The sequence below is a fragment of the Paraburkholderia sp. MM5384-R2 genome, from assembly GCF_014201025.1.
Taxonomy (GTDB): domain Bacteria; phylum Pseudomonadota; class Gammaproteobacteria; order Burkholderiales; family Burkholderiaceae; genus Paraburkholderia; species Paraburkholderia tuberum.
The window spans coordinates 178,596-204,607 of sequence record NZ_JACHDI010000009.1 but is presented as its reverse complement, the minus strand read 5'-3'; the positions used below and the strand labels follow the sequence as shown (position 1 = coordinate 204,607).

Annotated in this window: 21 protein-coding genes and 2 pseudogenes; 17 read left to right on the top strand and 6 right to left on the bottom strand. The window is 61.2% G+C overall.

Annotated elements, in window-relative coordinates; all coding sequences use genetic code 11:
• Window positions 1-28 precede the first annotated feature (28 nt).
• From HDG37_RS17280 to HDG37_RS39330, 3 genes are all read left to right on the top strand, one after another.
• On the top strand, window positions 29-508 hold the full coding sequence (locus tag HDG37_RS17280) for a DUF2938 domain-containing protein (RefSeq protein WP_184049683.1): 480 nt from the start codon (window positions 29-31) through the stop codon (window positions 506-508).
• A 360-nt stretch (window positions 509-868) separates the two neighbouring features.
• Complete coding sequence (locus HDG37_RS39335) at window positions 869-1,027, top strand: hypothetical protein (protein ID WP_260334898.1); 159 nt, start codon at window positions 869-871, stop codon at window positions 1,025-1,027.
• Window positions 1,024-1,359, top strand: a complete 336-nt coding sequence (locus HDG37_RS39330) for a zinc-binding dehydrogenase (RefSeq protein ID WP_311541470.1) — start codon at window positions 1,024-1,026, stop codon at window positions 1,357-1,359. Before HDG37_RS39335 ends, HDG37_RS39330 begins: the two co-directional genes overlap by 4 nt.
• Window positions 1,360-1,427: 68 nt before the next feature.
• On the opposite strand, the gene HDG37_RS17265 is transcribed toward HDG37_RS39330, so the two are convergent.
• Complete coding sequence (locus tag HDG37_RS17265; protein ID WP_184049681.1) at window positions 1,428-2,345, bottom strand: LysR family transcriptional regulator; 918 nt, start codon at window positions 2,343-2,345, stop codon at window positions 1,428-1,430.
• A gap of 143 nt (window positions 2,346-2,488) precedes the next feature.
• Between HDG37_RS17265 and HDG37_RS17260 the strand changes: the two genes are divergently transcribed.
• From HDG37_RS17260 to HDG37_RS17210, 11 genes and pseudogenes are all read left to right on the top strand, one after another.
• Window positions 2,489-3,877, top strand: coding sequence for a M20 family metallopeptidase (locus HDG37_RS17260; RefSeq protein ID WP_184049679.1), 1,389 nt, complete (start codon window positions 2,489-2,491; stop codon window positions 3,875-3,877).
• Between the two features lie 48 nt (window positions 3,878-3,925).
• On the top strand, window positions 3,926-5,242 hold the full coding sequence (locus HDG37_RS17255) for an MFS transporter (protein ID WP_184049677.1): 1,317 nt from the start codon (window positions 3,926-3,928) through the stop codon (window positions 5,240-5,242).
• Between the two features lie 9 nt (window positions 5,243-5,251).
• Window positions 5,252-6,421 carry an aminotransferase class V-fold PLP-dependent enzyme gene (locus tag HDG37_RS17250; RefSeq protein WP_260334897.1) on the top strand — a complete coding sequence of 390 codons (1,170 nt, stop codon included), beginning with the start codon at window positions 5,252-5,254 and terminating at the stop codon, window positions 6,419-6,421.
• A gap of 135 nt (window positions 6,422-6,556) precedes the next feature.
• Window positions 6,557-7,693, top strand: coding sequence for a cupin domain-containing protein (locus HDG37_RS17245; RefSeq protein WP_260334896.1), 1,137 nt, complete (start codon window positions 6,557-6,559; stop codon window positions 7,691-7,693).
• Between the two features lie 149 nt (window positions 7,694-7,842).
• A complete protein-coding gene (locus HDG37_RS17240) occupies window positions 7,843-9,027 on the top strand; it encodes a porin (RefSeq protein WP_184049675.1) in 1,185 nt (394 codons plus the stop codon).
• A 1,123-nt stretch (window positions 9,028-10,150) separates the two neighbouring features.
• Window positions 10,151-11,182 carry a TRAP transporter substrate-binding protein gene (locus HDG37_RS17235; RefSeq protein WP_184049673.1) on the top strand — a complete coding sequence of 344 codons (1,032 nt, stop codon included), beginning with the start codon at window positions 10,151-10,153 and terminating at the stop codon, window positions 11,180-11,182.
• Window positions 11,183-11,197: 15 nt separating this feature from the next.
• The gene (locus tag HDG37_RS17230; protein ID WP_184049670.1) at window positions 11,198-13,093 is read left to right on the top strand and encodes a TRAP transporter large permease subunit; all 1,896 of its coding nucleotides are present in this window, start codon (window positions 11,198-11,200) and stop codon (window positions 13,091-13,093) included.
• 19 nt (window positions 13,094-13,112) lie between these two features.
• Window positions 13,113-14,192, top strand: a complete 1,080-nt coding sequence (locus HDG37_RS17225) for a LacI family DNA-binding transcriptional regulator (RefSeq protein ID WP_184049669.1) — start codon at window positions 13,113-13,115, stop codon at window positions 14,190-14,192.
• Window positions 14,193-14,196: 4 nt separating this feature from the next.
• Window positions 14,197-15,204, top strand: coding sequence for a hydroxyacid dehydrogenase (locus HDG37_RS17220; RefSeq protein WP_184049667.1), 1,008 nt, complete (start codon window positions 14,197-14,199; stop codon window positions 15,202-15,204).
• Window positions 15,201-16,016, top strand: a complete 816-nt coding sequence (locus tag HDG37_RS17215; protein ID WP_184049665.1) for an amidohydrolase — start codon at window positions 15,201-15,203, stop codon at window positions 16,014-16,016. Before HDG37_RS17220 ends, HDG37_RS17215 begins: the two co-directional genes overlap by 4 nt.
• A gap of 200 nt (window positions 16,017-16,216) precedes the next feature.
• A pseudogene (locus HDG37_RS17210) lies at window positions 16,217-17,309 on the top strand (IS630 family transposase).
• 418 nt (window positions 17,310-17,727) lie between these two features.
• On the opposite strand, the gene HDG37_RS17205 reads toward HDG37_RS17210, so the two are convergent.
• Together HDG37_RS17205 and HDG37_RS17200 are read right to left on the bottom strand one after the other, a co-directional pair.
• Window positions 17,728-18,513, bottom strand: coding sequence for an amino acid ABC transporter ATP-binding protein (locus HDG37_RS17205; RefSeq protein WP_184049664.1), 786 nt, complete (start codon window positions 18,511-18,513; stop codon window positions 17,728-17,730).
• Window positions 18,514-20,853: 2,340 nt separating this feature from the next.
• Window positions 20,854-21,180 (bottom strand): hypothetical protein, encoded by a 327-nt coding sequence (locus HDG37_RS17200; RefSeq protein WP_184049662.1) that lies wholly within the window; start codon window positions 21,178-21,180, stop codon window positions 20,854-20,856.
• A 313-nt stretch (window positions 21,181-21,493) separates the two neighbouring features.
• Here HDG37_RS17200 and HDG37_RS40370 point away from each other — a divergent pair.
• Window positions 21,494-21,658, top strand: a pseudogene (locus tag HDG37_RS40370) (hypothetical protein); the annotation flags it as partial.
• A 129-nt stretch (window positions 21,659-21,787) separates the two neighbouring features.
• Here HDG37_RS40370 and HDG37_RS17190 read toward each other — a convergent pair.
• Together HDG37_RS17190 and HDG37_RS17185 are read right to left on the bottom strand one after the other, a co-directional pair.
• On the bottom strand, window positions 21,788-22,561 hold the full coding sequence (locus HDG37_RS17190; RefSeq protein ID WP_221312042.1) for an AraC family transcriptional regulator: 774 nt from the start codon (window positions 22,559-22,561) through the stop codon (window positions 21,788-21,790).
• Between the two features lie 55 nt (window positions 22,562-22,616).
• Window positions 22,617-23,555 (bottom strand): LysR family transcriptional regulator, encoded by a 939-nt coding sequence (locus tag HDG37_RS17185; RefSeq protein ID WP_184049660.1) that lies wholly within the window; start codon window positions 23,553-23,555, stop codon window positions 22,617-22,619.
• Between the two features lie 253 nt (window positions 23,556-23,808).
• Here HDG37_RS17185 and HDG37_RS17180 point away from each other — a divergent pair, with 253 nt between their 5' ends.
• Entirely contained in the window at window positions 23,809-24,240 is a 432-nt protein-coding gene (locus HDG37_RS17180; RefSeq protein ID WP_184049657.1) for an OsmC family protein, read from the top strand.
• A 334-nt stretch (window positions 24,241-24,574) separates the two neighbouring features.
• Entirely contained in the window at window positions 24,575-24,757 is a 183-nt protein-coding gene (locus tag HDG37_RS40365; protein ID WP_184049772.1) for a LacI family DNA-binding transcriptional regulator, read from the top strand.
• Between the two features lie 316 nt (window positions 24,758-25,073).
• Here the strand turns inward: HDG37_RS40365 and HDG37_RS17170 are convergent, their stop codons facing one another.
• On the bottom strand, window positions 25,074-25,508 hold the full coding sequence (locus HDG37_RS17170; protein ID WP_184049655.1) for a beta-lactamase hydrolase domain-containing protein: 435 nt from the start codon (window positions 25,506-25,508) through the stop codon (window positions 25,074-25,076).
• Window positions 25,509-26,012: the final 504 nt, after the last annotated feature.

The following is a 26,012-nucleotide window of genomic DNA, read 5'->3' as shown; positions in this document are numbered from 1 at the left end:
ATTTTCACGCCTCAAAAAACGCTAACAAATGACCGAGTACGTTCTACGAAGTATCGTGATAGGAGTTGGAGCAACGGCAATTTATGACGCGTGGAGTTGCCTACTCGTGCGTCTGTTGGGCTTTCCTGGCTCTAATTGGACGCTCGCAGGCCGATGGTTCTGTCACATGGCCCAAGGTCGCTTCATCCATTCGAGCATCGCCGGCGCACCCTGCCGACGCGGTGAGACTCTTGCGGGATGGACTGCACACTACCTGATCGGCGTCGTGTACGCGGCCGTCCTGCTTGCCGTCAGCGGTTTGAAGTGGGCACGGGATCCCACACTGGCTCCGGCGTTAATCGTCGGTAGCGTAACGATCACTGCGGGATGGTTCGTGATGGCGCCGGCAATGGGAATGGGCCTCGCGAGCGCAAAGCTTCCCAACGCCAATTGTGTACGAGCGGTTCAACTCATCAACCATGTTGTCTTCGGCATAGGACTGTACCTTGCGGCTCTCGTTTCCGTATAACAGCAACGCACGGCCCATTTAGCCATCGCGGCAACACTGAGTTCGCATACGGAATCCTCGAACGAGCGCGGTGCATCAAGCCCGAAGACTGGCCGCCCTTCTGTCATGCATTCGCGAACGGACTCTGGCGCACGAGGTCTCATGATGCTGCGCGACCAGAACACCCGAATTCGACGACGGTTTTTCCCGGGGGCGTTTTCGAATATCGATGACAGGCGCTTATCGACGGCTGCAGCTTATCTCGATGACGCGACGCGCAAGCGCAGCAACCTGCGCGTCTTCGCGCAACTGCGCGTCGAGCATCGTGATAGACGGCACGTGGCACGCGGAGTCGTCTCAGTCGCATGCAACGGCGAACGCATGCAGTTCGCTGCGCTGCCGGAAACCTACGCGCCTGTATGGACCTGCCATCACCGTAACGTCGAATTGAAGGCCGGACAGCGACTCGTCGCACGCGGAGGCACCTCGAGCCCGGGCAGGCAGCCATCGACATCGGCGCTCAACTCGGTGCCGATGTGATCGCGACCATCCGTCGACCGGACAATGAAAAGTTGCTGCGTTCCCTGGGCGCTGCGCACGTCGTGACGCCAGCTTGCGATCCGCTTGCCGCGCCTGATTGGCTAGGTGGCAAGGCCGACGCCGTGCTGCGTCTCGTCGAAAACAGTGCAGTTCTCGATTCGTTGCGGGCCACTCGTCGGGGCGGTCGCGTGTGCCTCGCCGGATTTGTGGGCGGGCTTGCACCCCTCACCGAGGGCATTCCAGATGTACTCGGTCAATGCACAAACCGGCTGCACCGCTTCACGAGACGCTCGACAAGAAATGCGGCCTGCCCGAGTGGCGGACATCGCTAAAGCCCACGCGATAACAACCCAAGACTGAGAAAGCCAGGGGATGGCTAAGCTCGCTTTTCCGCAAGCCCTCAATCCCGCTCGGAAGTCGCCTTCAAATCTTCGATGATCCAGTGAAGGCATTCCTGCGCGAGGTCGTCGAGATGACGGCCTGCCAGAGTGATGACTTGCAGCCGGCGTTGCACGAGCAACGGGTTGTCGAAGGGGATGGCTGTCAGCCGGTCCACGCCGAGGCGCTTCGCCACCGACACGTAACCCGACGGCATAATCGCCTGCGGCACCACCTGGGCGAAACGGTATAGGGCGGCGACATAGCGGCTTGTCATCATGGGGACGATTTCTATGCCTTCCACACTGCAAGCGATGTCGAAGAGTTGCCGATTTGTGGTGCCCTTGTCCTGCAGCAACACAGGGTAAGCGGTGAGATCCTTCAACGCGATCTTCGTATTGCCGGCAAGCGGATGATCGTGGTGCATCAGCGCCATTACCGGCGCGCGTTGCGTGAACTGCGCGACGACGCCGGGCTCCGGTTTGAACGTGAAGGCCAGCGCAATCGACGCTTCGCCCGAGAGCAGCATCTGGCTCGCGCGCTGTGCGGGCACGACTTCCAGTTGGATCACAAGGTCTGGATGCTTGCCGCAAAAGGCGCCGAGCGACACCGGCAAAAAGTCGAACGCGAAGCCTTCCGTGCACGCAATAGTGAGCGTGCGGGCACGCCGCCGCTCGTCGCCCTGAATTTCGTCGAACACGGCCTCGGCGTCGGCGAGCGTACGCTGCGCATGGCGAAACAGAAGTCGCCCCGCGTGCGAGAGCACCATTCCGCGCGCATGGCGCTCGAAAAGCGGCACGCCCAAGTCACCTTCCAGCTTGGCGATGTGCCGGCTCAACGCGGACACGGTCAGGCCGAGCTTTTCGGTCGCCGACGTCAGCGACCCCGCCTGGGCAACCGCGGAAAAATAGTAAAGCGAAGGCTCGAGCAGTTTGCGCATGCGCCGGCGTAAGAGAGTGCGGGTTCAACCCAGGAGATAACCCGAGGTTTGAGTAATACGCAAATGTACCTTGTTTGATTGCGAATACAAAAATGCTCGCGCAGGACTAATCTGGATCACCCGATTCAACCAAGCTCCCAGACATGTCCCGACACAGCGCTCTCGCCCTTGCCCGCAAGCACTTCGACAGCGGCGACTTTCTCGCCACGCTCAGCCGGCGCGTCGCTCTCGCTACCGAGAGCCAGCGCACGGAAGCGGCGCCCCTGTTGCGCCGCTATCTTTCCGAAGAAATCGAGACCGCGCTCGACGCACTCGGTTTTACCTGCGAACTAGTGGAAAACCCTGTATCTGGTATGCCTCCGTTTCTGATCGGCGAACGTGTCGAGTCGCCCGCGCGTCCAACGGTGCTGCTGTATGGCCACGGCGATGTGATCGACGGCGACGCCGCCAACTGGACCAACGAGCGCACCCCTTGGCAAGTGCGAGTAGAAGGCGAGCGCTGGTACGGACGCGGCATCGCCGACAACAAGGCGCAGCATTCGGTCAACCTCGCCGCACTCGCCGCTGTTTTCGCCGAGCGTGGGGAGTTGGGCTTCAACGCGAAGATCGTCTTCGAGATGGGCGAGGAAGTGGGCTCGCCCGGCCTCGACGCGCTCTGCACCACATTGCGCGAGCGGCTTTCAGCGGACCTGCTGATCGCTTCCGACGGTCCTCGCCAGCGCGCCGCCTCGCCTACCGTATTCCTCGGCTCGCGTGGCGCCCTGCACTTCAGGCTGCGGGTAGCCAACGCATTCGGCGCGCGGCATTCCGGCAACTGGGGCGGCGTGCTCGCGAACCCGGCGACGGTGCTCGCCAACGCGCTCGCGAGTCTCGTCGACGGACACGGCCGCATTCGAGTGAACGGCCTGCTGCCGCCGCCGATTCCGCCGCAAGTGCGCGAGCGCGTCGCACATCTGCAAATCGGCACCGACGAGGGCGACCCGCCGCTGTCCGCGAACTGGGGCGAGCCCGGTCTCACACCCGCCGAGCGCGTATTCGCATGGAACACGCTCGAAGTACTGGCGATGCAATCGGGCAACGTCGCAAACCCGATCAGCGCGATTCCCCGCGCGGCGGAAGCGGTGTGCCAGTTGAGATTCGTGGTCGGCACCGACTTGCGGCGTGCGAAAGAATTGATCACCGCCCATCTCGTCCGCGAGGGCTTCGAAGCGATCGAAGTGACGATCGAGGCGTCGGGCAACGCCACGCGTCTCGATCCGAACAATCCGTGGGTGGCATTGACGGAGCGCTCGATCAACGCAACCACCGGCAAACCGGTGACGCTGTTGCCCAACCTCGGCGGCACGATTCCGAACGAGTGTTTCGCCGACACGCTCGGCCTCGCGACGATCTGGATCCCGCATTCGTACCCCGGGTGCCGGCAGCATGCGCCCGACGAACACGTTCTCGCGCCTGTCATGCAGGAAGCCTTGCAACTGATGACAGGCGTGTTCTGGGACCTCGGCGAGCCGGGCGTGCCGCACGCCCGCTGAGTTGATCCGGTATCCCGCCAGTTCGACCACTTGAACGGAAGACATAACATGAACTCGACTGTCATCGACGATCGCGCGCAGCAGGCATCCGCGCAGCCCATGCGGCGCCTCATCGTCGCGACGAGCATCGGCAACGCGCTCGAGTGGTTCGACTTCGCCGCCTACGGCTTCTTCGCCGTCACGCTCTCGAAGCTGTTCTTCCCCGCGCACGACGAGACCGTCTCGTTGCTGATGACCTTCGGCACCTTCGGTCTTTCCTATGTATTCCGCCCGCTCGGCGCGCTGACGCTTGGCTGTTATGCCGACCGGCGCGGGCGCAAGGCTGCCCTGCTTGCATCGCTCGGACTCACGACGATAGGCACGCTGATCTGCGCGGTGATTCCCACGTATGCGTCCATCGGGCTTGCGGCGCCGATCGGTCTCATGACCGCGCGCATTCTCATATCGTTTTCGACCGGCGGTGAATTCGGCAGCGGCACCGCGCTGATGATCGAACAGAAAAATAAGCGCAAGGCGTTCCTCGCAAGCTGGCAGTTTTCCAGCCAGGGCATGAGCACCGTGCTCGCGTCGTGCGTGGGCCTCGCGCTCAGCACGCAGCTTTCGGCGGCGCAGATCGAGTCATGGGGATGGCGCACGCCGTTCATCTTCGGTCTGCTCGTCGCGCCCGTGGGCCTCTACATTCGCAAGCATATCGACGATACGTTGCCCACGGCCACCAGCGCATCCGCGCAGAACACGGCCGCGAACCCGGCGCGCAACGCGCCGGTGCGCGAACTACTGGCGCATAGCAAGGGCCGCATTCTGATCGCCGCGGGAATCATGGCCGTATCGACCGCCGCCAGCTACCTGATGATCCTCTACATGCCGACCTACGCGGTCAAGCAGTTGCGTCTGCCGGCATCCACGGGATTTGCGGCAACGGTGGTGACGGGCACGATCCTGATGTTCTTCACTCCCCTCATGGGCCATCTCGCCGATCGCTATGGGCGCAGCCGCATGATGGTGATTTCCGCGGTCGCCACGCTGGCAACCATCTATCCGTGCTTCGCGTGGCTTGTCAAAAGCCCGTCGTTCGCGGTGCTGATTACGATCATGGCGCTTGCGGGCGCGTTGAAGGCGATCTACTTCGGCCCGCTCGCCGCCGTGCTGTCGTCGCTCTTTCCGACGAACGTGCGCAGCACTGGGCTCGGCTTCAGCTACAACATCGGCGTGATGGTGTTTGGCGGCTTCACGCCGTGGCTCGTGACCGCGCTGATCGGCGCGACGCACGACCCGCTGTCGCCCGCTTTCTACCTGATGGCATGCGCGCTGTTGAGCCTTGTATGCATAGGGATCTATCACTTCAAGCTCATCAAGCACATCTGAGCCACGAATATGCCCACTCCAGACATGCGCAACCTCGCCATGAACCACGCAACGGAAGCAGACGATTTCAGCGGCTGGCTCATGTATCACTCCGTCGGCGTGTATCCAGGACATCGCAAGGCGATGACCGAAGCGCTCGCCGCGTTTGCCGCGAACTGGTGCGCGCCCGACGACAGCCGCTGGGACGCCGCTCTTGCCGCGCGAGCCGCTCTGCTGTCGGACTGGGCCGGATTGATCGGCGCGAACGAGGCCAACGTGTTCGGCGCGCAGAACGTGACCGACGCTTTCGCCCGCTTTCTCGATGGTCTCGCCGATGACACGTTGCGCGGACGCACGGTGCTCGTCGCCGCCGACTGCTTTCCGAGCCTGCACTTTCTGCTTTCGGGCCTCGCGCCGAGGCGCGGGTTCACGTTGCGCACCGTCGCCGTCCGCGAGGGCGAGGACTACGTGCGCGACGAAGACTTCATCGACGCCTGGACCGGCGACGTGGCACTCGCGCTCGTCACGTGGGTATCGTCGCTCACCTCGAAGCGAGTGAATCTTCCCGGCTTATGCGAGCACGCGCGCCGCCGCGAAAGCCTCGTGGCGCTCGATGTGACGCAAGGCATCGGCATCCTGCCGTTCGATCTGAGCCAGACGCCGTTCGACTTCGTCTGCGGCTCGACGCTGAAGTGGCTGTGCGGCGCGCCCGGCACAGGCCTCGGTTACATCGCGCCACACGCACTCGCGCAGGGCGCCACGCCCGCCGTGCGCGGCTGGTTCAGTCAGGAAGATCCGTTCAACTGGAACATTCACGCGTTCACGTATGCATCCGACGCGCGCCGCTTCGATACGGGCACGCCTTCCGTGCTGCCCTTCGTGGCATCGCAGCCAGGCATGACATGGATGCGCGCGCAACCACCGGGCAGCGTGCGTCGGCACAACCTTGCGCTGTGTCATCGACTGATCGACATGCTCGATGAAAGGGGCTACCGGCTGCTCTCTCCTCGCAACGACAACGAGCGCGGCGCAAGCATCATGGCCGAAGCGCCCGCGCATCTGGATGCAGCGCAACTCGTCGCGCAACTGAAGGACGCCGGCATCTTCGTCGATGCGCGCAGCCGGACGCTGCGCTTCTCCCCGGGCATCTGCACGACCCGCGATGGGATCGACAGCCTCGCGCAATGTCTGCCGCGATGATGACAGCGCGCGCGCCTTTTTGCGCTCTGTCGCGAGCGCCGCGCCGCATTGGAATCGCCTGTGTACTAACCGGGCCGCCGGCGTGCGCCAAGACTGAGCGCCACCCCTGCCCTTTCCACCTGGATGCGAATTTCAATGAACCCAGTTACTTCCAAACCCGACCATGCTGATGTAAGCGCCGACGACGCCATAGAAGGCGTGCAAGGCTTTCTCGTGCCCATGAACTGCACGGACCTTCCCGCCACGATGCACTTTTTCATCGCGCGCCTCGGCTTCCGACTCGACGCGATCTTTCCGGCGGACAGCCCGCGCACCGCTATCCTTTCGCGTGACGGTTTCAAGCTCAAGCTCGGCCTCGACGTAAGCGACGGCGTAAAGACGTTGCATGTGCTGTGCAACGATCCCGCGCAATTGCCCGGCGATGCACGCGAACTGATTGCGCCGAACGGCGTCACGGTTCGCATCGTTCACGCCAATCCGCCGATGACGTTGCCCGCGACGCGTCAACAACTCGTGCTCGCTCATGCGGGCGGGGACGCGCACTGGAGCGTGGGACGCGCGGGCATGCGCTATCGCGATCTGCTGCCCGAGCGCCATGGCGGTGCGTTCATCGCGTCGCATATTCGCATTCTCGACGGCGGCCCTGTGCCCGATTACGTGCACTATCACAAGATCCGCTTCCAGACGATTTTTTGCCGTAAGGGCTGGGTGCGGCTCGTGTATGAAGATCAGGGCGAGCCCTTCATTCTCCGAGCCGGCGATTGCGTGCTTCAGCCGCCTGAAATCCGGCATCGCGTGCTCGAAAGTTCGGGCGGTGCGGAGGTCGTCGAATTGGGCAGCCCCGCCGAGCACATCACGATGGCCGACCACGAATTAAGCCTGCCGACGACGTCTTTCCGGCCGGAGCGCGACTTCAACGGTCAGCGTTTCGTGCGACATGTCGCGAAAAACGCGAGCTGGAAGCCGTGGACGTCGCCCGGTTTCGTCGTCACGGACACGGGTATTGGCGCAGCCACCGACGGGCTCGCGGGCGTGCGCGTGGTTCGCGCCGAGGGCAATGGCCATGAAGCGGCCCGCAGGCACGACACCGAATTCTGTTTCTTCTTCGTGCTGTCAGGCAGCCTCGATGTTGTTCAGGGCGACAAGCGCCGGCAATTGAAAGCCGACGATAGCATCTCGATTCCCGGCCGGCTGCCCTACTCGTTCGCGCAATGCAGTGCCGATCTCGAACTTCTCGAAGTGACGCTGCCCGCGGATTTTTCGCTGGCGTGATGGCTCGTCGAGCAGAAAAACGGCGCGACGTCCTTTCGGGGCGTCGCGCGTAGATAGCCTGGCGGCTTGTCCGACGCGGGCGCTGCTGCACAGAAGTGAAGCTGCATTAAGTCCGTCCGCATCACCCCCCACACTCTACTTATTTCGCCATGCTAATGAATACAAAGACACTATCAGGTGCAGCGATTCTCGCTGCTTGCTGCGTCGCGCAAGCCAATGCTGCGAGTTCGGTCACGTTGTATGGAATCATCGACTACGGCGTGAACTATCAGAGCAACAGCGGCGGCGGGCGCGTGATCGGCGGATCGAGCGGCATCATGCAAGGCTCGCGCTGGGGTTTCAAGGGTGTGGAAGATCTTGGCGGCGGGCTTGGCGCGATCTTCACGCTGGAGAACGGCTTCGACCTCGGAAAGGGAACCTCGCTGCAGGGCGGCGCGTTGTTCGGCCGGCAGGCGTACATCGGACTCTCCAGCGAAAAGTATGGTGCGCTCACGCTCGGGCGTCAGTACGATTCGCTCGTCACGTTCGTCGAATCGCGCATGAACTCGGCGAATTTCGGTGGCGGTACGACGGCGCATCCCGGTGACCTGGACAATCTGAACAACAGCAAGCGGATCAATAACTCGGTGAAGTACATGAGCCCGAACATGGGCGGCTTCACAGTGGGCGGCGTGTACGGATTCGGCGGACAGGCCGGCGATTTCTCGCGCAACCAGATATGGTCGGCGGGCGTGGGTTACGAATATGGAGGCTTCTCAGCCGGCGCGGCCTTCATGAACGCGCGCAATCCCAATCAGTCATTCTTCACGAGCACGCCCACGAATGCCGCGGGCGCGAATCTCAACAACATGACCGCAAGTCCGGTGTACAGCGGCTACGCGTCGGCGCATACGTATCAGGCTATCGCCGCTGCCGGGCGGTACACGTTCGGCTCCGCTACCGTCGGCCTCGTCTATAGCAATGTGCAGTTCAAGAATCTCGGCGATACATCCACGGGATCGAACCCGCTTCGTCTGTCGGGCAATGCGAAGTTCGATACGGCCGAGATCAACGTCACGTATTACTGGACGCCGCTCCTGCTAAGCGAAATGGTCTACAGCTACACTCGGGGATCGGGCGTCGGTATGATCAGCAGTTCGCGCTACAACAACGTGTCGCTATCGCTCGACTATTACCTTTCGAAGCGCACCGATGTGTATGTGATCAGCAGCACCGAGTTCGCAGGCGGCACGGATTCCACCGGCAAGGCGGCGCGCGCCGCACTCAATGCACTGACGGCATCGTCGTCGAACCGCCAGACGTTCGTTCAGGCGGGAATCCGGCACAAGTTCTAATTCGGACCTACGTGCGGACCGGAGTGCATCGCGGCCGGACCACTCCCATTAATTGTCCGGATCGCCCGCGATGTAGGTTACGAACGCGTTGTACGGCAGGCCTAGCGTGACGCGTCCGATCATCAGGCCATACGTGCTGTCGGCGCGACAACAGATATGGGAATCTGGCGGCCCTGTGTCTGAATGACCATGACTTGGCGCGTCAACGTTGTTTGAACCTGCGCATTACGGTTGATTAGTTGCGCCAGGCGAAAGACGAGTGGGAGCATCAAGTCGAGGTCGCAAACGCCCAGCGTGCTGCGCAGAAGAAAGACATAAACGACGGTGCCATCGATTAGGGCACGTCTGCCAGGTAGCCTGGTGGACCGGCAGCTCGGCAGTCCGTCTCACTGATCTCGCGCCATGCCAATCGAACACCATTTTCACCCCCCGCATTCCGGGGCGCGCTGGTGTCTATATCCGCCCACGCCCGCAACAACCAACGAAACCCATCAGTCCGATGGGCGGCCCTTACGTCGGGCGGCTTCGTGCTCAGCCCGACATGTCGCGATTCAGCATAGTGTCGGAACGAAGCGTGATGAAAATCCCCGGATCTGCCCAAAAACACGGGGACAACCTGTGAACCAGGCGTCATTCGATGCATGGCCGTCCTCCTTTCCGCCTTGCCAGGCAACAGCCGAGTAATGCAGTCATGAGCGACCGCAGCGTTCGCCCCGTCCAAGGCACCGCCTACGCATTTTTATGCTGTCGCCCGATGGGCACATCGCGAGCTGGAACCCAGGTGCGCGGTGAATCAACGGGCACACCCAAGCCGGGATTGTCGGCTCTCACTGCTCACGTGCATGGAGGACGTTGCGCCCGGCGCTCCAGTTCTGCGGCCTGGAAACGTCGAGACGCGAGGGGCGTTTCCAAGCCGAATGCTCGCGCGTGCAGCGCAACGAAGCAGTTTCCGGACGCGCGTCGTCGTCACGGCGAACTGATGCGAGCGGGGTAAACGCCTATTTGATCTTGCGACCTACCGCCCTACTGTATCGATACACTAAATCGATGCAGTAGGGCGGCCTGTCGTGTCGCCCCTCACATACTCGCCCGCACTCAGAGCGGGCATCCAGGAGACAACACCATGCGTTCCATTTCCCGGCGACGGTTCCTGCAGACGGCCTCGGCGGCCTCGCTCACTGCGGCAAGCGCGGGCTTTCCCGCGATCGTGCGCGCCCAGCCGGCAGCTACGTTGCGGTTGTCATCATCGATGCCTCCGAACGAAAACGCCGCGCATTACGTGTGGTATCAAAACCTCGCTGCGAACCTGAAGGCGAGCGTCGGCGAACAGATCCGGATCGACTATTTCCCCAACAACCAGCTCGGTAAGGAAAGCGATGTAGTTCAGCAGGTTAAGGTCGGTGCGGTCGACATGATGGTCACCGGCTCATCGATCTGGGCGACGGTGCTGCCGGAGCTCGGGATGCTCGATCTCGGCTATGTGTTCGATAGCTTCGACCACGTCGGGCGCGCCATGGACGGCAGCGTCGGCAAATCGTTCGACACCATGCTGCAACAGCGTGCGGGTTGCTCGGTGGTCACGTGGGGCTATTCGTTCGGCGCGCGCAGCGTGTTCACGAAGAAGCCGATGCAATCGCTTGCCGATATCAAGGGTGTGAAACTGCGCGTGCTGCCCACGCCCGCCTTCATGGAAACCTTCAGGCTGATGGGCGCTGTACCGACGCCCATTCCCATCGGCGAGTTGTACATGGCCGTGCAGACAGGTGTCGTCGATGGCTTCGAGCACGACTGCGCGACCGTGCTCGCGAGCAAGTACGACGAAGTCGTGAAGTCGTGCTGGCAGACGCAGCACGTCTTCAGCCCGCTCGTCGTCGCGATGGGCCACCGCGCGCTGGCGAAGATTCCGGAGAATCTGCGCCCCGCGTTTCAGAAAGCGGCGCAAGACGCGACCGTGAAGCAGCGCGTCGCAGCCATCCAGACGGCTGCCCGCGCCGAGCAGGAGTTGAAAGAGCGCGGCATGACGTTCTATCCGATGTCGAAAGCCGACCGCGACACCGCGCGCGGCGAGATGCAGTCGCAGTTGTACCCGAGCTTCTCGAAGCAGTATCCGTCGACCGCGCCGCTCTTCACCGCAATCGCCGCAGCGCGCGGCTAACGAGGCAGGCACACCATGACCACTTTCTCCGCGACGCCCGGACCGGAAACGCAACTCGCCGCGCCGGGCTTCGGCCATGAGACCATGCTCGCGCGCGGCCTCGCCCGTCTCATGCGCTGGATCGAATACCTGTGCGCGGCGGTGCTCGCGGCCGATGTGCTCGTGGTGTTCCTCTCCGTGATCTACCGCTATTTCCTGCACGATCCTTTCGACTGGGCCGAGGAAGTCGCCGGCGCGCTGATGATCGTGCTGGTGTTCTTCGGCGCCGCCACGGTGCTTGCGCGCAGCCAGCACGTCGGCGTCGACCTGTTTCGCGGCATGCTGCCAAGGCGCTGGCAGCCCGCGCTCGTTCATGTGGGGCACTGGGTGATCGTGGGCGTCGCGATGAATCTGTGCGTGTCGTCGTGCCTGCTGCTGGTCGATTCCTATGGTCAGATGACGCCGAGCGGCCTCCCCGCGTGGATCAACGTGTATCCACTCGTCATTGGCAGCGTATTCATGACAATCTTCGCGCTCGCCAACGCGGCGAACGGCCCGCGCAAGACCGTGCTGGGCACATTGGTCGGCTGCCTGTTGCTCGCGGCGGCCGTGTTTGCGTGGAACGCGTCCGTGCCCGCTCACGCGATCAAGCCCGGCTCGCTGCTGATAGCCGGCTTCATCGGCGCACTTGTGCTCGGCGTGCCAATCGGCTTCGTGCTCGCGTTCTCGGCGCTGCTGTATTTCCTCGCGGACCCGTCCCTGCCGATGCTCGTCTATTCGCAACAAGTGATGGCCGGCACCGACCATTTCGTGCTGCTCGCAATCCCATTCTTCGTATTAGCCGGCCTGCTGATGGAAACCAATGGCATGTCGTCGCGCCTGATCGAACTGCTGCTGCGAATTTTCGGGCGCGTGCGCGGCGGCCTCGGGCTCATCACGATCATGGCGACGGCATTCTTCTCGGGTGTGTCCGGTTCAAAGCTTGCGGATATCGCGGCCGTCGGCGGCGTCGTGATGCCGGCTGTGCGCCAGAGCAAGGAAGATCCGAACGAAGCCGCAGCGTTGCTCGCCTGCAGCGCCGTGATGGCCGAAACTATCCCGCCGTGCGTGAACATGATCATCATGGGCTTCGTCGCGAACATATCGATCGCGGGGCTGTTCCTCGCGGGCGTAGTGCCGGCCGCGGTACTTGCCGTGGCGCTGGCGATCGTCGCGGTGATTTTCGGGCGCCGCATCAATCTCGCCGATGCGCTCACCAATCCACGCGCATGGATGCCGCTGCTCGGCGGCGCGCTGGTCGCGCTCGTCATGATCACCATGATCGGCAAAGGCGTGACGTCGGGCATCGCGACGTCGACCGAGGTGTCCGCATTCGCCGTGGTCTATGCGCTTATCGCCGGCTGGCTGGCGTTTCGCGAGCTCACGCCGAAATCGGTCGCACGGGTATTCGTGCGCTCGGCATCGATGGCGAGCAGCATTCTGTTCATCGTCGCGGCGGCCTCCAGCGTGTCGTTCGCGCTGACCATCGAGCAGATTCCCGCGCTCGTCTCCGATTCGATGATCGCCTTCGCGCATCAATATGGACCGACGATGTTCCTGCTGCTTTCCGTGCTGATCATGATCGTGTTCGGCGCGGTGCTGGAAGGCGCGCCCGCGCTCATCATCTTCGGGCCCCTCCTTACTCCGATCGCCACGCAGCTCGGCATCAACCCGCTGCATTTCGGCACGGTGATCGTCGTCGCGATGGGCCTGGGCTTGTTCGCGCCGCCGGTCGGCCTGGGCCTGTTTGCGACCTGCGCCATCACCGGCACGGATATGAAGGACGTTGCGCGTCCTATGCTCAAATATCTGCTGGTGCTGTGCATTGCACTGGTGGTGCTGATTCTGGTGCCATCTTTTTCGTTGTGGTTGCCGACCCGGCTCGGCCTGTAGCCGGCAGATGCAAAACCTTATGAGCACCATTCAGGATGTCGCCCGCGAGGCCGGTGTTTCCGCGAGCACGGTATCCAACGTACTCAACGGCCGCACCGACCAGATGCGTCGGGAAACGCTCGCGCGCGTGCGGGCCGCGATGAGTTCGCTGCAATATCGGCCGAGCACGCTCGCGCGTCAGCTCAAGACCGGACAGACGCCGCTCATCGGACTGCTGGTGCCGTCCATCGCCAATCCGATGTACGGCTATATCGCACGTGAGGTCGAAACGTACGCGCAGGAGCGCTACGGCTATCGCGTGATGGTCGGTAACACGTATCGGGATCCGGCGAAGGAAGCGTCGTTCTTCGCAGACCTGCTGTCGCAAGGCGTGCGGCGCGTGATCGTCATTTCGTCGCTTGCGAACGAGCGCCATCTGGAAACCGCCGTCGAACGCGGCATGGTTGTTGTCAGCTACGACCGCCGCGCGACCGAAGGTGAGACCACGCGCGTCGAACACGTCACGCCGGACAACTTCGAAGCAGCGCGCATCGCGACGCGCCATCTGATCGCGCACGGCCACGCGCGACTCGCCTTTGCAACGTTGACCGGCGTGACGATGAGCCGCCGCGACAAGATCAACGGGTTCCTCTCGGCAGCACAGGAGGCGGGGCTATCAGAGGAGGCGCGCGTGCTCGACAGCGGCCCGGTGAACGAATACGGCGATTCGATGATCGCTGAGAACGGTCGCGCGCTTGCACGCCTGCTCTCGCAAGACGAGGCGCGCCCGACCGGCATTGTCGCGGTCAACGACCTGATGGCGCTCGGCCTCATGGCAGGCCTGCGCGAGTGCGGACTGCGCGTGCCGGAAGACGTGTCGATCGTCGGCATGGACGGGCATTTCCTCGCGGCGATTTCAAACCCCGCGCTCACGACCGTGCAACTTCCCGTGCCGGCAATGGCCGCCGCGATGGTGGAGCGCGCGATGCGTCCGCACGACGAACCGATGCCTGCGTCGGAGCAGGCGCTGTTCACGGACATCACGCTCGTGGAGCGCGAATCGGTCGCACGCCCGGGCAAATCTGCGGCGAAAGCGAAGCAAGCCAGAAAGACAGGATAAGGACATGAATAAGGTATTCGTGAGTCATCCCCGGCACATGCTGGATCATTACTTCGGCACGCGCGCCGCGGCGGCGCTGGCGAAGTTCGCGGACGTCACGTACAACCCCGAAGACCGCGAGCTGACGCTCACCGAACTCGCCGACGCCGCGCGCGATGCCGATGTCCTCATCGCTTACCGGCAGACGCCTGGGCCGCGCGCGTTGTTCGAAGCGCTGCCGAAGCTGGCTGCCTTCGTGCGCTGCGCGGTGGATATCCGTACGATCGATGTGGATGCCGCGAGCGAACTCGGCGTGCTCGTCACGCAGGCGAGCGCAGGCTTCATACCGGCCGTGTCCGAGTGGGTGATCGGCGCGATGCTCGATCTCGCGCGAGGAACGACCGCGTATGCGGAGGCGTATCACCGGCACGAATCACCTGTTCCGAAGATGGGCCGCGAGTTGCGCGGCAGCACGTTCGGCGTGATCGGGTATGGGCAGATATCGCGCTACCTGTGCCCTCTCGCGTCGGCCTTCGGCATGCGCGTGATCGTGTCCGATCCGTATGCGACGATCGACGACACGCACGTGCAGCAAGTCGACCTGGACGATCTGCTCGCCGAGTCGGACTTCGTCGTCTGCCTTGCGCCCGCTACGCCGCAGACTGCGAATCTGATGAACGCGCAGACCTTCGCGGCGATGAAAGCTGGCGCGTACTTCATCAACGCGGCCCGCGGCGAACTGGTCGACGACGCCGCTCTGCTCGCCGCGCTGGAGCGTGGCCACCTGGCAGGATGCGCGCTCGACGTGGGCCGCGCTGCGGATCAGATGCCATCGTCTGAGTTGGCGGCCCATCCACGCGTAATCGCGACGCCGCACATTGGCGGACTGACGCCGGGCGCCATCGAGCATCAATCGATGGAAACCGTCGCGCAAACCGAAGCACTGTTTCAGGGCCGCATGCCTGCGGGCGCGGTGAATGCGGCGCACGCGTATCGCCTCTCGGGCTTTGCCATGCCGACGGACCCGCGATGACACCTCCAATCGACTTCGAAGGCGCATGCGATTGCCACATCCATGTGTACGAGGAACGCTATCCGCTCGCGGCGAGCGCAACCTTCACGCCGCCGCCGGCACCTGCTTCGGCATATCGCGAAGTGCAACGCGGACTCGGTTTGTCGCGCGCGATCGTCGTGCAACCGACGGGGTACGGCTTCGACAACCGCTGCACGCTCGCGGCCATCGCTCAGTTGGGCGACGGTGCGCGTGGCGTCGCGGTCGTGCCGCCCGACGTCAGCGATGACGAATTGCAGCGCCTGCACGATGCCGGCATACGTGGTGTGCGTTTCATGATGCTGTCGGGCGGCGTACTGCCGTGGAGTGTGCTCAAGGATATGTCGGCGCGCATCGCACCGATGGGATGGAATATCAACCTGCAGCTCGACGGGCACACGCTGCCTGATCATGAAGCGATGCTGGCGTGCTTGCCATCGAACCTGGTTATCGATCATCTCGGCAAGTTTCTCGCGCCGGTCACACCGGGAAGCGAAGGGTTCGCGTCATTGTGCCGCCTGCTCGAAGGTCCGCGTTGCTGGATCAAGCTGTCCGCCCCGTATGAAAGCTCGCGCAACGGCGCGCCTGGTTTCGACGACGTGTCATGGCTCGTGCGCACGCTCTCAACCCGATTTCCGGAACGCGGCGTGTGGGCATCGAATTGGCCGCACCCCAACGCAAAGCCCGTGCCCGACGACGCGCGCATGCTCAACTGGACGATGCGGCTAACGGAAAGCGACGAGGTGCGCCGCAAGATACTCGTCGATAATCCGGCAGAGTTGTATCGATTTTAGGCCCGTCTACCACAGCTGTGTCAGTCGACTTCCTAGTGTTCCGTTCTGTTGTTAAGGCAACGCTGATTAAGTCCTTTTCGCTCCTCGCAAAGCCTTGTCGCTACGTGGGCATCTGCGAAAATCAGGTACTTATTCAGCGTTGCCTTAACTAATCTATGTTCACGTAGCATGCTGGTATCAACGGAACGGGAGATACCAGCATGCCCATGGAACGACCGAAGGCCGAACTGGTGTTGAGTGACGATGAGCGCTCGCAACTGAGCTCGATAGCGCGTTCGCGCTCGATCTCGGCGGCGCTGATGACGCGTGCGCGCATCGTGCTGGCTGCTGCTGCCGGGGAACCCAACAGCGCAATTGCCCAGCGTCTTCAGCTCACACTTGCGACCGTGGGCAAGTGGCGTATGCGGTTCCTGGAGCATCGCATCAACGGGCTGTACGACGAAGTGCGTCCGGGCAAGCCGCGCATGATTGACGATGAGCGGCTGGCGCAGCTGATTCATAACACCCTGCACACAAGCCAGCGAATGGCTCCGCGCACTGGAGCGTGCGCACGATCGCGGCCGAAACGGCTATCTCGCCGGCGAGTCTGCGCCGTTACTTCAAGCTGCTGGGCCTGCAACCGCATCGCAGCGAAAGCCTCAAGCTCTCGACCGATCAATTCTTCATCGAGAAACTGCGCGACGTGGTCGGCCTGTACCTGAGCCCGCCCGAGAATGCATTGGTCCTGTGCGTGGACGAGAAGAGCCAATGCCAGGCGCTCGAACGCACTCAGCCCATGCTGCCGATGGGCTTCGGCTATGTCGAAGGCGTCACGCACGACTACGTTCGCCACGGCACCACGACACTGTTCGCGGCTCTGAACGTACTCAATGGCGCAGTGCTCGCCACCTGCTAGCCGCGTCATCGGCATCAGATGAGTTCCTGTCGTTTCTGCGCGAAATCGACAAGGCCGTACCGGCTGAACTCGACGTGCACTGCATCGTGGACAACTATGGCAGTCACAAGCATCCAAAGGTCAGGGCGTGGCTGACCAGGCATACGCGCTACCACATGCACTTCACGCCGACCTACTCAAGCTGGCTGAAACAGGTTGAACGCTGGTTTGGCCTGATTACGCACGAGGCGATCCGCCGAGGGTCGTTCAAGAACGTGCGTCAACTCGTTACCAGCATTGAGCGACATATCGAGCAGTACAACCAGCACGGCCGGCCGTTCGTATGGACCGCGACTGCCGATTCAATTCTCCAGAAAGTGGCTCGGCTATGTAAAGTTATTTCTGGGAAGGAACACTAGCAGGCCGCTGAAATACCGACGACGAATGTCATCGCGAACGCAACGAGAACACATTGGTTGAGACCGCAGCGACGTTCACCGACGGACTTGTGGCACCGGCGGAACGCGCTAACCTGTCGGTCGCGGGCGTTGCAGAAGGTGCTATGCCTGGCACTGGGTGAAAGCCGACTGCTCCTTGCGAAGATCACGGCGATTGCGATGGCTCGAACGGTTAATCGGTTGGAACGCGGGCGAGGAAAACACGATGAGGAACGTGAACCGGAAATGTTCGTCTTGCAGATGAGAGCCTCGCCGGCGAATCCATTAGGGCCGGCAGGCTGAATCGACCGGCGCAGCGGCCCGGACATAAGCGTGCTGGCTTTAGCGGCCAGCTAAGATCGCAACATTGTTTGCAATTCGGCATCCGACACCCGATTCCTTAACGTAGGATCTGATGCAGGAAAATACGCGTCCGCTCGCACACGGGATGATCGAGGAAAGCCGCTGCTGAATTCTGCTCGAGGATTTGCCCGCCCTCCATGAACGCCACGCTCGTCGCGACCTTTCGCGCAAACCCCATCTCATGCGTCACACACAGCATCGTAATACCGTCCTCAGCAAGGGACACCATAGTGTCGACGACTTCCTTGACTGTCTCACGGTCGAGACCTGAAGTCGGCTCGTCGAAAAGCATCAGGCGCGGGCTCATGCATAGTGACCGGGCGATTGCCACACGTTGCCGCTGGGCTCCTGATAGGTGACCCGGATATCGATGCGCCTGGTCGGAAATGCCCACGCGCTCTAGGCAATCCCTTGCAAGCTCTTCGGCATCCTCCCGGGGCATTTTACGAACCCGGATTGGCGCTAACGTGCAATTTTCGAGGATGGTAAGGTGAGGGAAAAGATTGCCCTGCTGGAACACCATGCTCACCTCGCGGCGTAATTGATCGAGCCGTTTAGGCTCATTGGTCACCATCATCCCGTGCACTGTGATGCGGCCTTCCTGGTAATCGTCTAGTCTGTTGATGCAGCGCATAAGCGTCGACTTCCCCGATCCCGATGGGCCGCATATCACCATGCATTGGCCTCGGTATAGCCGCAGGCTTACGTCTTTTAAAACCTGACAGGTTCCGTTCCATTTGCTGACGCTTTCGACGTCAAGCTCGATATTGTTAGGCTGATCCGCGGACGAACGAGGCCCGGCCGTCGAAGATTGTGATAACATGATTTATTCCTCACAGCGGTCTCTTTTGGCTAAGGGCTTTGCTTTCGTCGAACCAGCATAACGTGACATTCGAAAACTGCTGATGTGACTACAGGGCGCATCGAACGCAAATCGCCCGAATCGACCAGGATCCTTATATCAAAAAAGTGGCCCCGATAGACCGGACGCAAGTTCCGCTGTGCAAATAGCATACAGCAGTTCGATCTGCATCATCGCCTTGTGAAAGGCTATGTCAGCGGGGCCGCGGTTGTAGTATTCGGGGGTTTGCGTTAAGACTCCGTTTAATTATTCAGTTCGTTGAAAAAGCGGCGCGATGCTGCCACAAGCGACGTTTGAACTTGCGCACTCCCTAGTCAGTGAATTCATCGGTCCCACTTCGTTGATGGGATGGTCCATAATGTCGGTTTTAATCGTCCCAATGTGATCGCGGCCGGTGACTCCTGTAACGCGGTTACGCGGGACTGCACAAGAATGCGCCAACTTCGTACGTACTTGCGTTGGTGTAAAAATCACAAAGTAGCGAGCAATCCCGCGGCGCAGGTTCCTCCGGCTGGGACACTCGACGCCGACTGCACAACGTCACCGCATGGGGCGCATCTAACCCTGCATTTGCGCCATCTCGCGCCACGGAGCGCAGATGATCGCGCCAAGTGCGGCGATTAGCGCTTCGTAATCGACAAGGCGCCGCGCGGCTACCGCGCGAGGAGCCTCCATGTCCCGGATTCGTTGTGTCGCGGACGTATGCGATACGAGGTTCGGCGCCGTGAAAGCAACATGCGCCGTAAATGCGTTTCTTCGTGTCCGACCAGCCGGCAACGGGATAGCCACCAGCAACGCGCCGTTCCGCACATGCCGTGCCGACTTGCCCGATTCGCATCGCGCCGGCCGTTGCCTCGTTCACGGGTCTGCCCCTGAGCGATTACGCCCATACGCGCGCCCCGAGTCACGCTGAGGGCCGGAAGCCCGCGTACGAGGCCGCGCAGCGAAGAGGACATAGCATTCACGCGCGCCGCAGTCACTATGCGTACGATCGACAGGCTCGCAGCAGACTCGGATCGGCGAACAGGTGGTGGACGCCGGAGCCGCCGCGCTTAAGATCAGGCGCAGTTGCGGAGAAAGACGGAACTGAAAAGTCGCCACGCGCTCGAGGTGGAGTAAGGCCGATTGATCTGATGAGTGATGCTGAGAGGGGATTGAAAGGCGTGCTCGAGGCGAGATGCGGCCAGAAACTAATTCAGCGATTACTTCGTCGGTCTGATCCAAGAAGTGACCCGGCAGATTGGGTTTTGCGCGGCCAGGGAAAAACAGCAAGTCTGAATGGCGCGGCTAGCACGAAGCGCAATCTTCTCTTCGCATCGGATAACGCAACTGCGATCGAGCGGGCGACAAGATTCTCCTTGGCGATCTGATGGCCACTGCGCGGGCGGCTGACCAAGAGTCCGGACCATGCGATGCAGCGCAACCCTGCCTCCGAGATGCGCCTTTCTACCCGCGCAAACGACAAACACAGACGACGAGCCCGACAATCACCCTTTTGGTTGCCAGCGGCGCAGCGGCCACACGCCACCAAACGCGAACGGGCTAAGCACTTGGTCGCGACAGAACAATGACAAACGCGAAAACCTACGCGCCGACAAGGCGGACACATGGTCGACACGCCCGACAATCACCCCCTGGTTGCCAGCCGCGCAGCGGCCACACGCCACCAGACGCGAACGGGCTAAGCACTTGCTCGCATAACAATGACAAAACGCAGAAACCTTAGCGTCGATAACGCGCGACACATAATCGTCAAGCCCGACAATCACCTCCTTGGCTGCCAGCCGCGCAGCGGCAATCAAATCACTCAGACGCAAAAGCCAAAAGGTACGCTTACATAAGCATATCCTTTTAAAGATCGAGCATATTCTTTAGTGAGAATGTGTTATTTTGAGAAATAGCAAGGATATGCTCACGGAAGAAGATTCTTAGCGAGGATATCCATACTTTATAGTAGCGAGGAGGGGCCCCTGCTATATCCGCGCAGGTGCCTCTTCCACCATTATTAGATTGATGGCTCCGATAGACGTTTCGAGTTGCGGCTCTCCCTTCGCACCGCTTGAACTATTTCAACTCTACCCCGTGGTCGTCTGATTTTCTCGCCAGCGCGCCACCGGTCACACCCGTCCACGCTGCAGGTCACCACCGAAGCTCTTCAGTTGGAAGAGGCGGCGCTAACGTCGGGCGGCTCAGTGCTCGGCCGACGTGTGACTATTAGTGCATATCACCGGAATAGTTTAATCGTCAATCCGAAATCGGCGGAAAATTCTAATGTGACTTCAGTTCGCCAAGAATGTCCCGTTATTTAATCGACTTTTCAAAAATCGGATTCATGAAAAATTTCTTCTCCATACGACTTCCCACAGAAATCGCCATGCATATTGTCGATAAGAGGTGCGATGACAGATCGGAAAACATTGGCGAGGAGCGCAAGGCAATGGGAACCGCCTCGCATAGCGGATCGAGAGAGCGAAGTCCACGACCGAAGCCGCTCCTGCAACTCGGCTCGGATGCAGGCCGGTCAGCGCCGACCGCGAACATGCTGACCGTCAAACAACGAGTATCCGCGCGTCCGCCTGGCAAGCTGGTGCTCATATCGCTCGCCGATCGCTCGGTTTCGCCGCTCATCGAAATGCCCCCTTGCATCCCATTCTTGCCGCGCTTGCGAGGGACGAAACGTCGTCGAGCGACTTGAGCGTCGTCACTGCGGAGATGCGCCCCCAATTGGCGCTCGGCCGTCCAGGCCCGCCACCAGACAGCAAATGAGGTGTCGCGCGAAGTTGAAGAGATTCCCTATTGCCACGCATTCGACCAAGCAAACACGGGGGAAAATCATGGCTTTCCCGCGGCAAGGTCCGACGAATGCACAGGTCAGCGCACCGGAGCTTCGGACACATCCACTGTCGCTGCTCACGTTATTCGTTGCTTTGGTGGCGCAATCATGAACCGCCGCAGACCGGAGTTCCAGACGATCGACGTCAGCGCCTGGCCCACCGTGGCCAGCATGGAACTTGACGAAGCCGCACGGCGCGACTTCGAGATGCGTCGGCAGGCCGTAATGCGTTTCGCAGCCGGCGAGTCCGTTAGGGATATCGAGCAGGGGACCGGCGTGAATCGCCGGCAACTATACCGCTGGATCGAGCGCTATGTTGCTGCATCCGGACGGAAGACCTTTCGGTTTTCGTGCTCTTGTGCACTACATGCGCATCGCGGAGTACGCGCGGATAAGGAACATCTAGCTCCGGAGCACTCTGCATGTGCCGTCCTCAGCCCGAGCGACGCCCATTTGTGCGCGTCGCACTTTATCGGGCGTCGTGGCGGTCCACGCTTTGAAGGCCCGGTAGAACGAGTTCGCCTCATCGAAACCGAGGAGGAACGAAATCTCTGCTACAGGCAGCGTGGTCTTCTCAAGATAGTGCCGGGCCAGATCCTCTCTCGTCTCTTTCAGGATATGTTGATAGCTGGTGCCTTCCGCCTCGATGCGTCGCTGCAGCGTTCGCTTGCTCATGGCGAGCTTCCGGGCGATTTCAGCTATCGCGACGAGGCAGCTTGGAAGCCCTTCGAGCAGAACTGCGCGGACCCGCTTTGCAGTGGTCGCGGGCGCATCGAGATCGGCGAGGCGCTGGCGCAGCTCGGGCTCGAATGCTGCCCACAGCGGCTCGTTTGACATGAGGAACGGGCGTGTCGCATCGGCAGCCGTGAACGTGACCTGATGCTTCGCGCTCCGCTGCATGCGCGCGCCAAGAAACGATTCATACGGCGCCAAAGGCGACGGCAGAATCGTGGTCGTGACCTCAACCGCACGTACCGACTCGCGGGTGCCCATGCGAGCGAGCGTCACGCAAAAGAGGAGTTCCATCACCACCAGAGACACAGGGGGCGACAGCCTCCTGTCGAGCCATGTCAGCTCGACCGTCACGAGTCCGCCCGCCTCCGTCACCTCTAGTCGTATGGGCGCGATGAGCGCCTTGTAGCGCGCAGGCTTGTGGGCAATTGAAATCCTGCTCAATTGCGGTTCACTCCACAGCGAACCATACCCGGACGCCCATGGCAAACCAACGGCATTACACTTGACACGAACCGCCAGCCACGTCAGAGATGGCCGGCGTAAGGGCCGGCTGTGACGGATCCGCTCTCGGCGCTAGCCGGATGAAGTTGGCAACAGGAATGGACGGATCATCTGCCCGCCAAACCATGACGACCTCCAGCACAGGTGCCGGTTCAATATCTACGATCCGCACATCCGCTGGGACAACGCATCCGGCCTGACGGCCGATGAACAGAACGCCGAGGCCTGCGCTGACGCGGCCGATGCAACCTTCGTTCTGTTCACATTCGATGATGCGAGGACGAAAACCAGCGCTAGCGCATCCGCGAATGACCTCGTCATGCACTGCTCCGTTCAATCGGCGTGACGGGACAATGAAGGCGTCCGCAGCGAACACCCCTAGAGGCAACGACGGACAATCCTTGTCCGCGCAATCGTGGTCTGGGGGAATGACAAGACGCAAATTTTCGCGATGGACTACCCTGCTTGCCAGCGCTTCTTTATTGATCGGCCCCAAGGCGAATCCCACGTCGAGCTCCGCGCTGAGTAGATCGTCAAGCTGGGCGTCGCTCGGGAGCTCTCTGAGTGAGAGATCGACGTCCGCATACGCGCTCCGGAACGCCCGCACCATAGGAGCAGCCACCGTCGTCAAGGCGGTCGATGTGCAACCGATACGTAAGGTAGGGACGACGCTGTTGCTGGCATGGCGCATATACCGCCGCACCTCGTCCGCATGCGCTACGAGACGACGTGCTTTGTCAATGAGCAGAGCGCCCGCAGGGGTAAGCGCCACCCTGCGCGTCGTCCGGGTGAACAATTTGACGCCAAGCTCATCCTCAAGGTGACCTATTGTCCGACTCACAACCGGCTGTGACATGGCCAGTCGCTCGGAGGCACGGTGAAAGCTGAGGGTTTCAGCAACCTGCATAAAACAGCGAAGCGACTTGATTTCCATGGTTTTCCTCTAACAGATCGATTCGCATTATGCATCAATCAGTGATTGTATTAAGGAACAGTCAACGTCCGCAAAAGACATAAACTCGGCATAGACGCTTGTCGGACGGACAGCTTTGCAGAGGTGGCCCGGCGGGCGCTACGACGGATCCTGGCATTCCATGCGGTTTCGGCTTACTGGCGAGCGTTAGACGCAAACGCCATGGAATGGAGGAGGCGCAGTAATCCTATTTATATAAACAGAGGTGCAAGATATGGCGAAGTTAAACATCGATTTTGTTGCTACCTGGTACGGCGGCGTAAAGGGCGAAGGAAAGATCGTCGGGCGTAACTTCGAGCTCGGGATTGCCATTCCCGAGGCGTTCGGCGGAAGTGGAGACGGCGCCAGCCCGAAAGATCTGTTTGCGGCAGCCACCGCTGCCTGTCTGCTTTCAACGCTTAGGGTGGTCTCGGAGAAGAAAGGGCTTCCCGTAAAGGGGCTTGCAATCAAAACCAGCGCTGAGTCCGACGACGGCGGGTTTCATATCAAACATGGCGTGGACATCCAGCTTGACAGTAATGCAACACCGCAGGATGTCGAAACAACGAAGCAGATGATTGTGTCAGCCGACAGGAGCTGCACAGTAGGCAATATGGCGCGAAAGGCCGGAGTGATCATTGAGGTCGAGCAAAACGTTAAGGCGTGAGCTAGCGGCTCAGTGCAAAGCCGAAACACTTCGGACGTGCTTCGGAACGCAGTACTGGACCGAACCGTCTGTTGGTTACCGCATCCAATACTTGTAGGAGCCGTGTCGGAGCAACACCGTCTTCGTAGGGTTCGCCGCATGTTCGCCGTCGATCATGTTCGTTCTGACATCGCTCTACCGCCATAAACGACCCGTGCATGAGGGCCTAAGTTACAGTGGCGGGCCTGCCTAACGCTTATACCGATTGCTTATACCGATTCCTTGCTCTTCGCCCATGTGGGTACGTGCGCACACTCGCGTTGCGCCACGGACATCACGTTGTTGACCGGCGCGAATACCGATTGGCGCCGGCTCGCCGGTTGGAGTCGGCATCTCGATCTCCACGGTTTCACGTTCTCTCGCCGTTCATTCCGCAACCAGCGATGAGACTCGCAGTGAAGTCCACGACGTGGCAGCCGAGCTCGGCTGCCACATGCCGTCTCAGGGACGGCGCGCACGCAAATCAGCCCCCGGTTGATCGGCGTGTAGTGAGCCCCCTTCTCGACTGCTTCATGATGTTGCCGCTCACACATCTTCACGACGCACAATCGTCACGGCAGGCGGCGCTCAGATGAAGGCATGGATGTTTGTGCTCGCATGCTCGGCGAAATGGCTCTCTTCAGCCTGGCCGAACGCCGGGCCGGACATGCCGCATGAATGTCCGACCGTGACTTGTCGTATCAGCCGCGCCGGCAGAGGGGTGGCGCGGAATGCAATCCGTTTTAGCGGCTGTCGCGGCAGAGCTGACCGGCATTGATCGTCGGGTGACTACCGGCCTGCTGACCGACACACGCTCAGGTGGCGAGAATACGACGGACGTCGTCCTCCAGCTTGGCGAGTCCATGCAGTCGACCAATTTCGATCGCGTCGGGCACGTTTGCTCCTTCCAGCCATGCGGCCCGCAACGCGAACAGCGCGCCGACGCGATTGCCAGAGCCACAGTGCACTAGAACCGGCAGGTTTTCGCGGGCCCGCAATACCTGGTCCAGCGCAGTGACCGCTTCCCGTGTGAGCGCACGCGCATCCGCGATCGGGATATGGAAATAGCCAAGCCCCAGTCGTCCAACCTCTGCATGTTCGTCGAAGCCGGCCTGTTCAGAAGCTGGCCTGAGATTGACCACCGAAACAAACCCGTCACGCTTCAGTTGTGCCAACTGCTCAGCTGATGGTTGACCCGCAATAGCGACGTCGGGTTCCGGTCGTTGAAAACCGGGAATGGGTGCAGTCATGGAATGAGCATCCTTCAAATGGTTCGTCTGTTCGCCTGGTGGACCTGCGGTGGAACTTCGAACGTGTGAAACAGCGCCGAGCTCGGGACCGGACACTCCAGCCCCTGCACCCGGCTCACGGCTGTCTCCAGCGGCCAGCGGATCGTCGCGGCGGTAGCACGGCAACGCAACAGCAAACAGGAAACAGGAAATACACCTGGACCTTGAGGTGGCCACAATCGGCGCATTTGCGTTCGGACTGAAGTGAACTGTGCTGGGGAGGCCGCGTAACCGCCTGGACATGCCGGCAAGCCCAGGAAAGTACACCGGGAAAAACGTCACGAGCCGCCCCCAGCGTCCACGCCGATTGACAGAAGTGATACTCCGACCGCTCGATCACCGCGATAACGAGGCTAAGGTCGGGCTTTTTCTGGCGCGCGGCCACGTTCGTCCCCTCCAACGCCGGGGCGCATGACGACCAGACTGTAGTGCTTCCGGAACTCCGGTTTCCCCATGAATACCATA

What these genes read in the sequence shown, in the direction of transcription:
- HDG37_RS17240 (WP_184049675.1), top strand. Translation starts at nt 7,843, where the DNA reads ATGCTAATGAATACAAAGACACTATCAGGTGCAGCGATTCTCGCTGCT.
- HDG37_RS17280 (WP_184049683.1), top strand. Translation starts at nt 29, where the DNA reads ATGACCGAGTACGTTCTACGAAGTATCGTGATAGGAGTTGGAGCAACG.
- HDG37_RS17185 (WP_184049660.1), bottom strand. Translation starts at nt 23,555, where the DNA reads ATGGAAATCAAGTCGCTTCGCTGTTTTATGCAGGTTGCTGAAACCCTC.
- HDG37_RS17265 (WP_184049681.1), bottom strand. Translation starts at nt 2,345, where the DNA reads ATGCGCAAACTGCTCGAGCCTTCGCTTTACTATTTTTCCGCGGTTGCC.
- HDG37_RS17180 (WP_184049657.1), top strand. Translation starts at nt 23,809, where the DNA reads ATGGCGAAGTTAAACATCGATTTTGTTGCTACCTGGTACGGCGGCGTA.
- HDG37_RS17205 (WP_184049664.1), bottom strand. Translation starts at nt 18,513, where the DNA reads ATGTTATCACAATCTTCGACGGCCGGGCCTCGTTCGTCCGCGGATCAG.
- HDG37_RS17245 (WP_260334896.1), top strand. Translation starts at nt 6,557, where the DNA reads ATGAACCCAGTTACTTCCAAACCCGACCATGCTGATGTAAGCGCCGAC.
- HDG37_RS17250 (WP_260334897.1), top strand. Translation starts at nt 5,252, where the DNA reads ATGCCCACTCCAGACATGCGCAACCTCGCCATGAACCACGCAACGGAA.
- HDG37_RS17170 (WP_184049655.1), bottom strand. Translation starts at nt 25,508, where the DNA reads ATGACTGCACCCATTCCCGGTTTTCAACGACCGGAACCCGACGTCGCT.
- HDG37_RS17255 (WP_184049677.1), top strand. Translation starts at nt 3,926, where the DNA reads ATGAACTCGACTGTCATCGACGATCGCGCGCAGCAGGCATCCGCGCAG.
- HDG37_RS17215 (WP_184049665.1), top strand. Translation starts at nt 15,201, where the DNA reads ATGACACCTCCAATCGACTTCGAAGGCGCATGCGATTGCCACATCCAT.
- HDG37_RS17230 (WP_184049670.1), top strand. Translation starts at nt 11,198, where the DNA reads ATGACCACTTTCTCCGCGACGCCCGGACCGGAAACGCAACTCGCCGCG.
- HDG37_RS39335 (WP_260334898.1), top strand. Translation starts at nt 869, where the DNA reads ATGCAGTTCGCTGCGCTGCCGGAAACCTACGCGCCTGTATGGACCTGC.
- HDG37_RS17260 (WP_184049679.1), top strand. Translation starts at nt 2,489, where the DNA reads ATGTCCCGACACAGCGCTCTCGCCCTTGCCCGCAAGCACTTCGACAGC.
- HDG37_RS17225 (WP_184049669.1), top strand. Translation starts at nt 13,113, where the DNA reads ATGAGCACCATTCAGGATGTCGCCCGCGAGGCCGGTGTTTCCGCGAGC.
- HDG37_RS17200 (WP_184049662.1), bottom strand. Translation starts at nt 21,180, where the DNA reads ATGAGCGGCGAAACCGAGCGATCGGCGAGCGATATGAGCACCAGCTTG.
- HDG37_RS17220 (WP_184049667.1), top strand. Translation starts at nt 14,197, where the DNA reads ATGAATAAGGTATTCGTGAGTCATCCCCGGCACATGCTGGATCATTAC.
- HDG37_RS17235 (WP_184049673.1), top strand. Translation starts at nt 10,151, where the DNA reads ATGCGTTCCATTTCCCGGCGACGGTTCCTGCAGACGGCCTCGGCGGCC.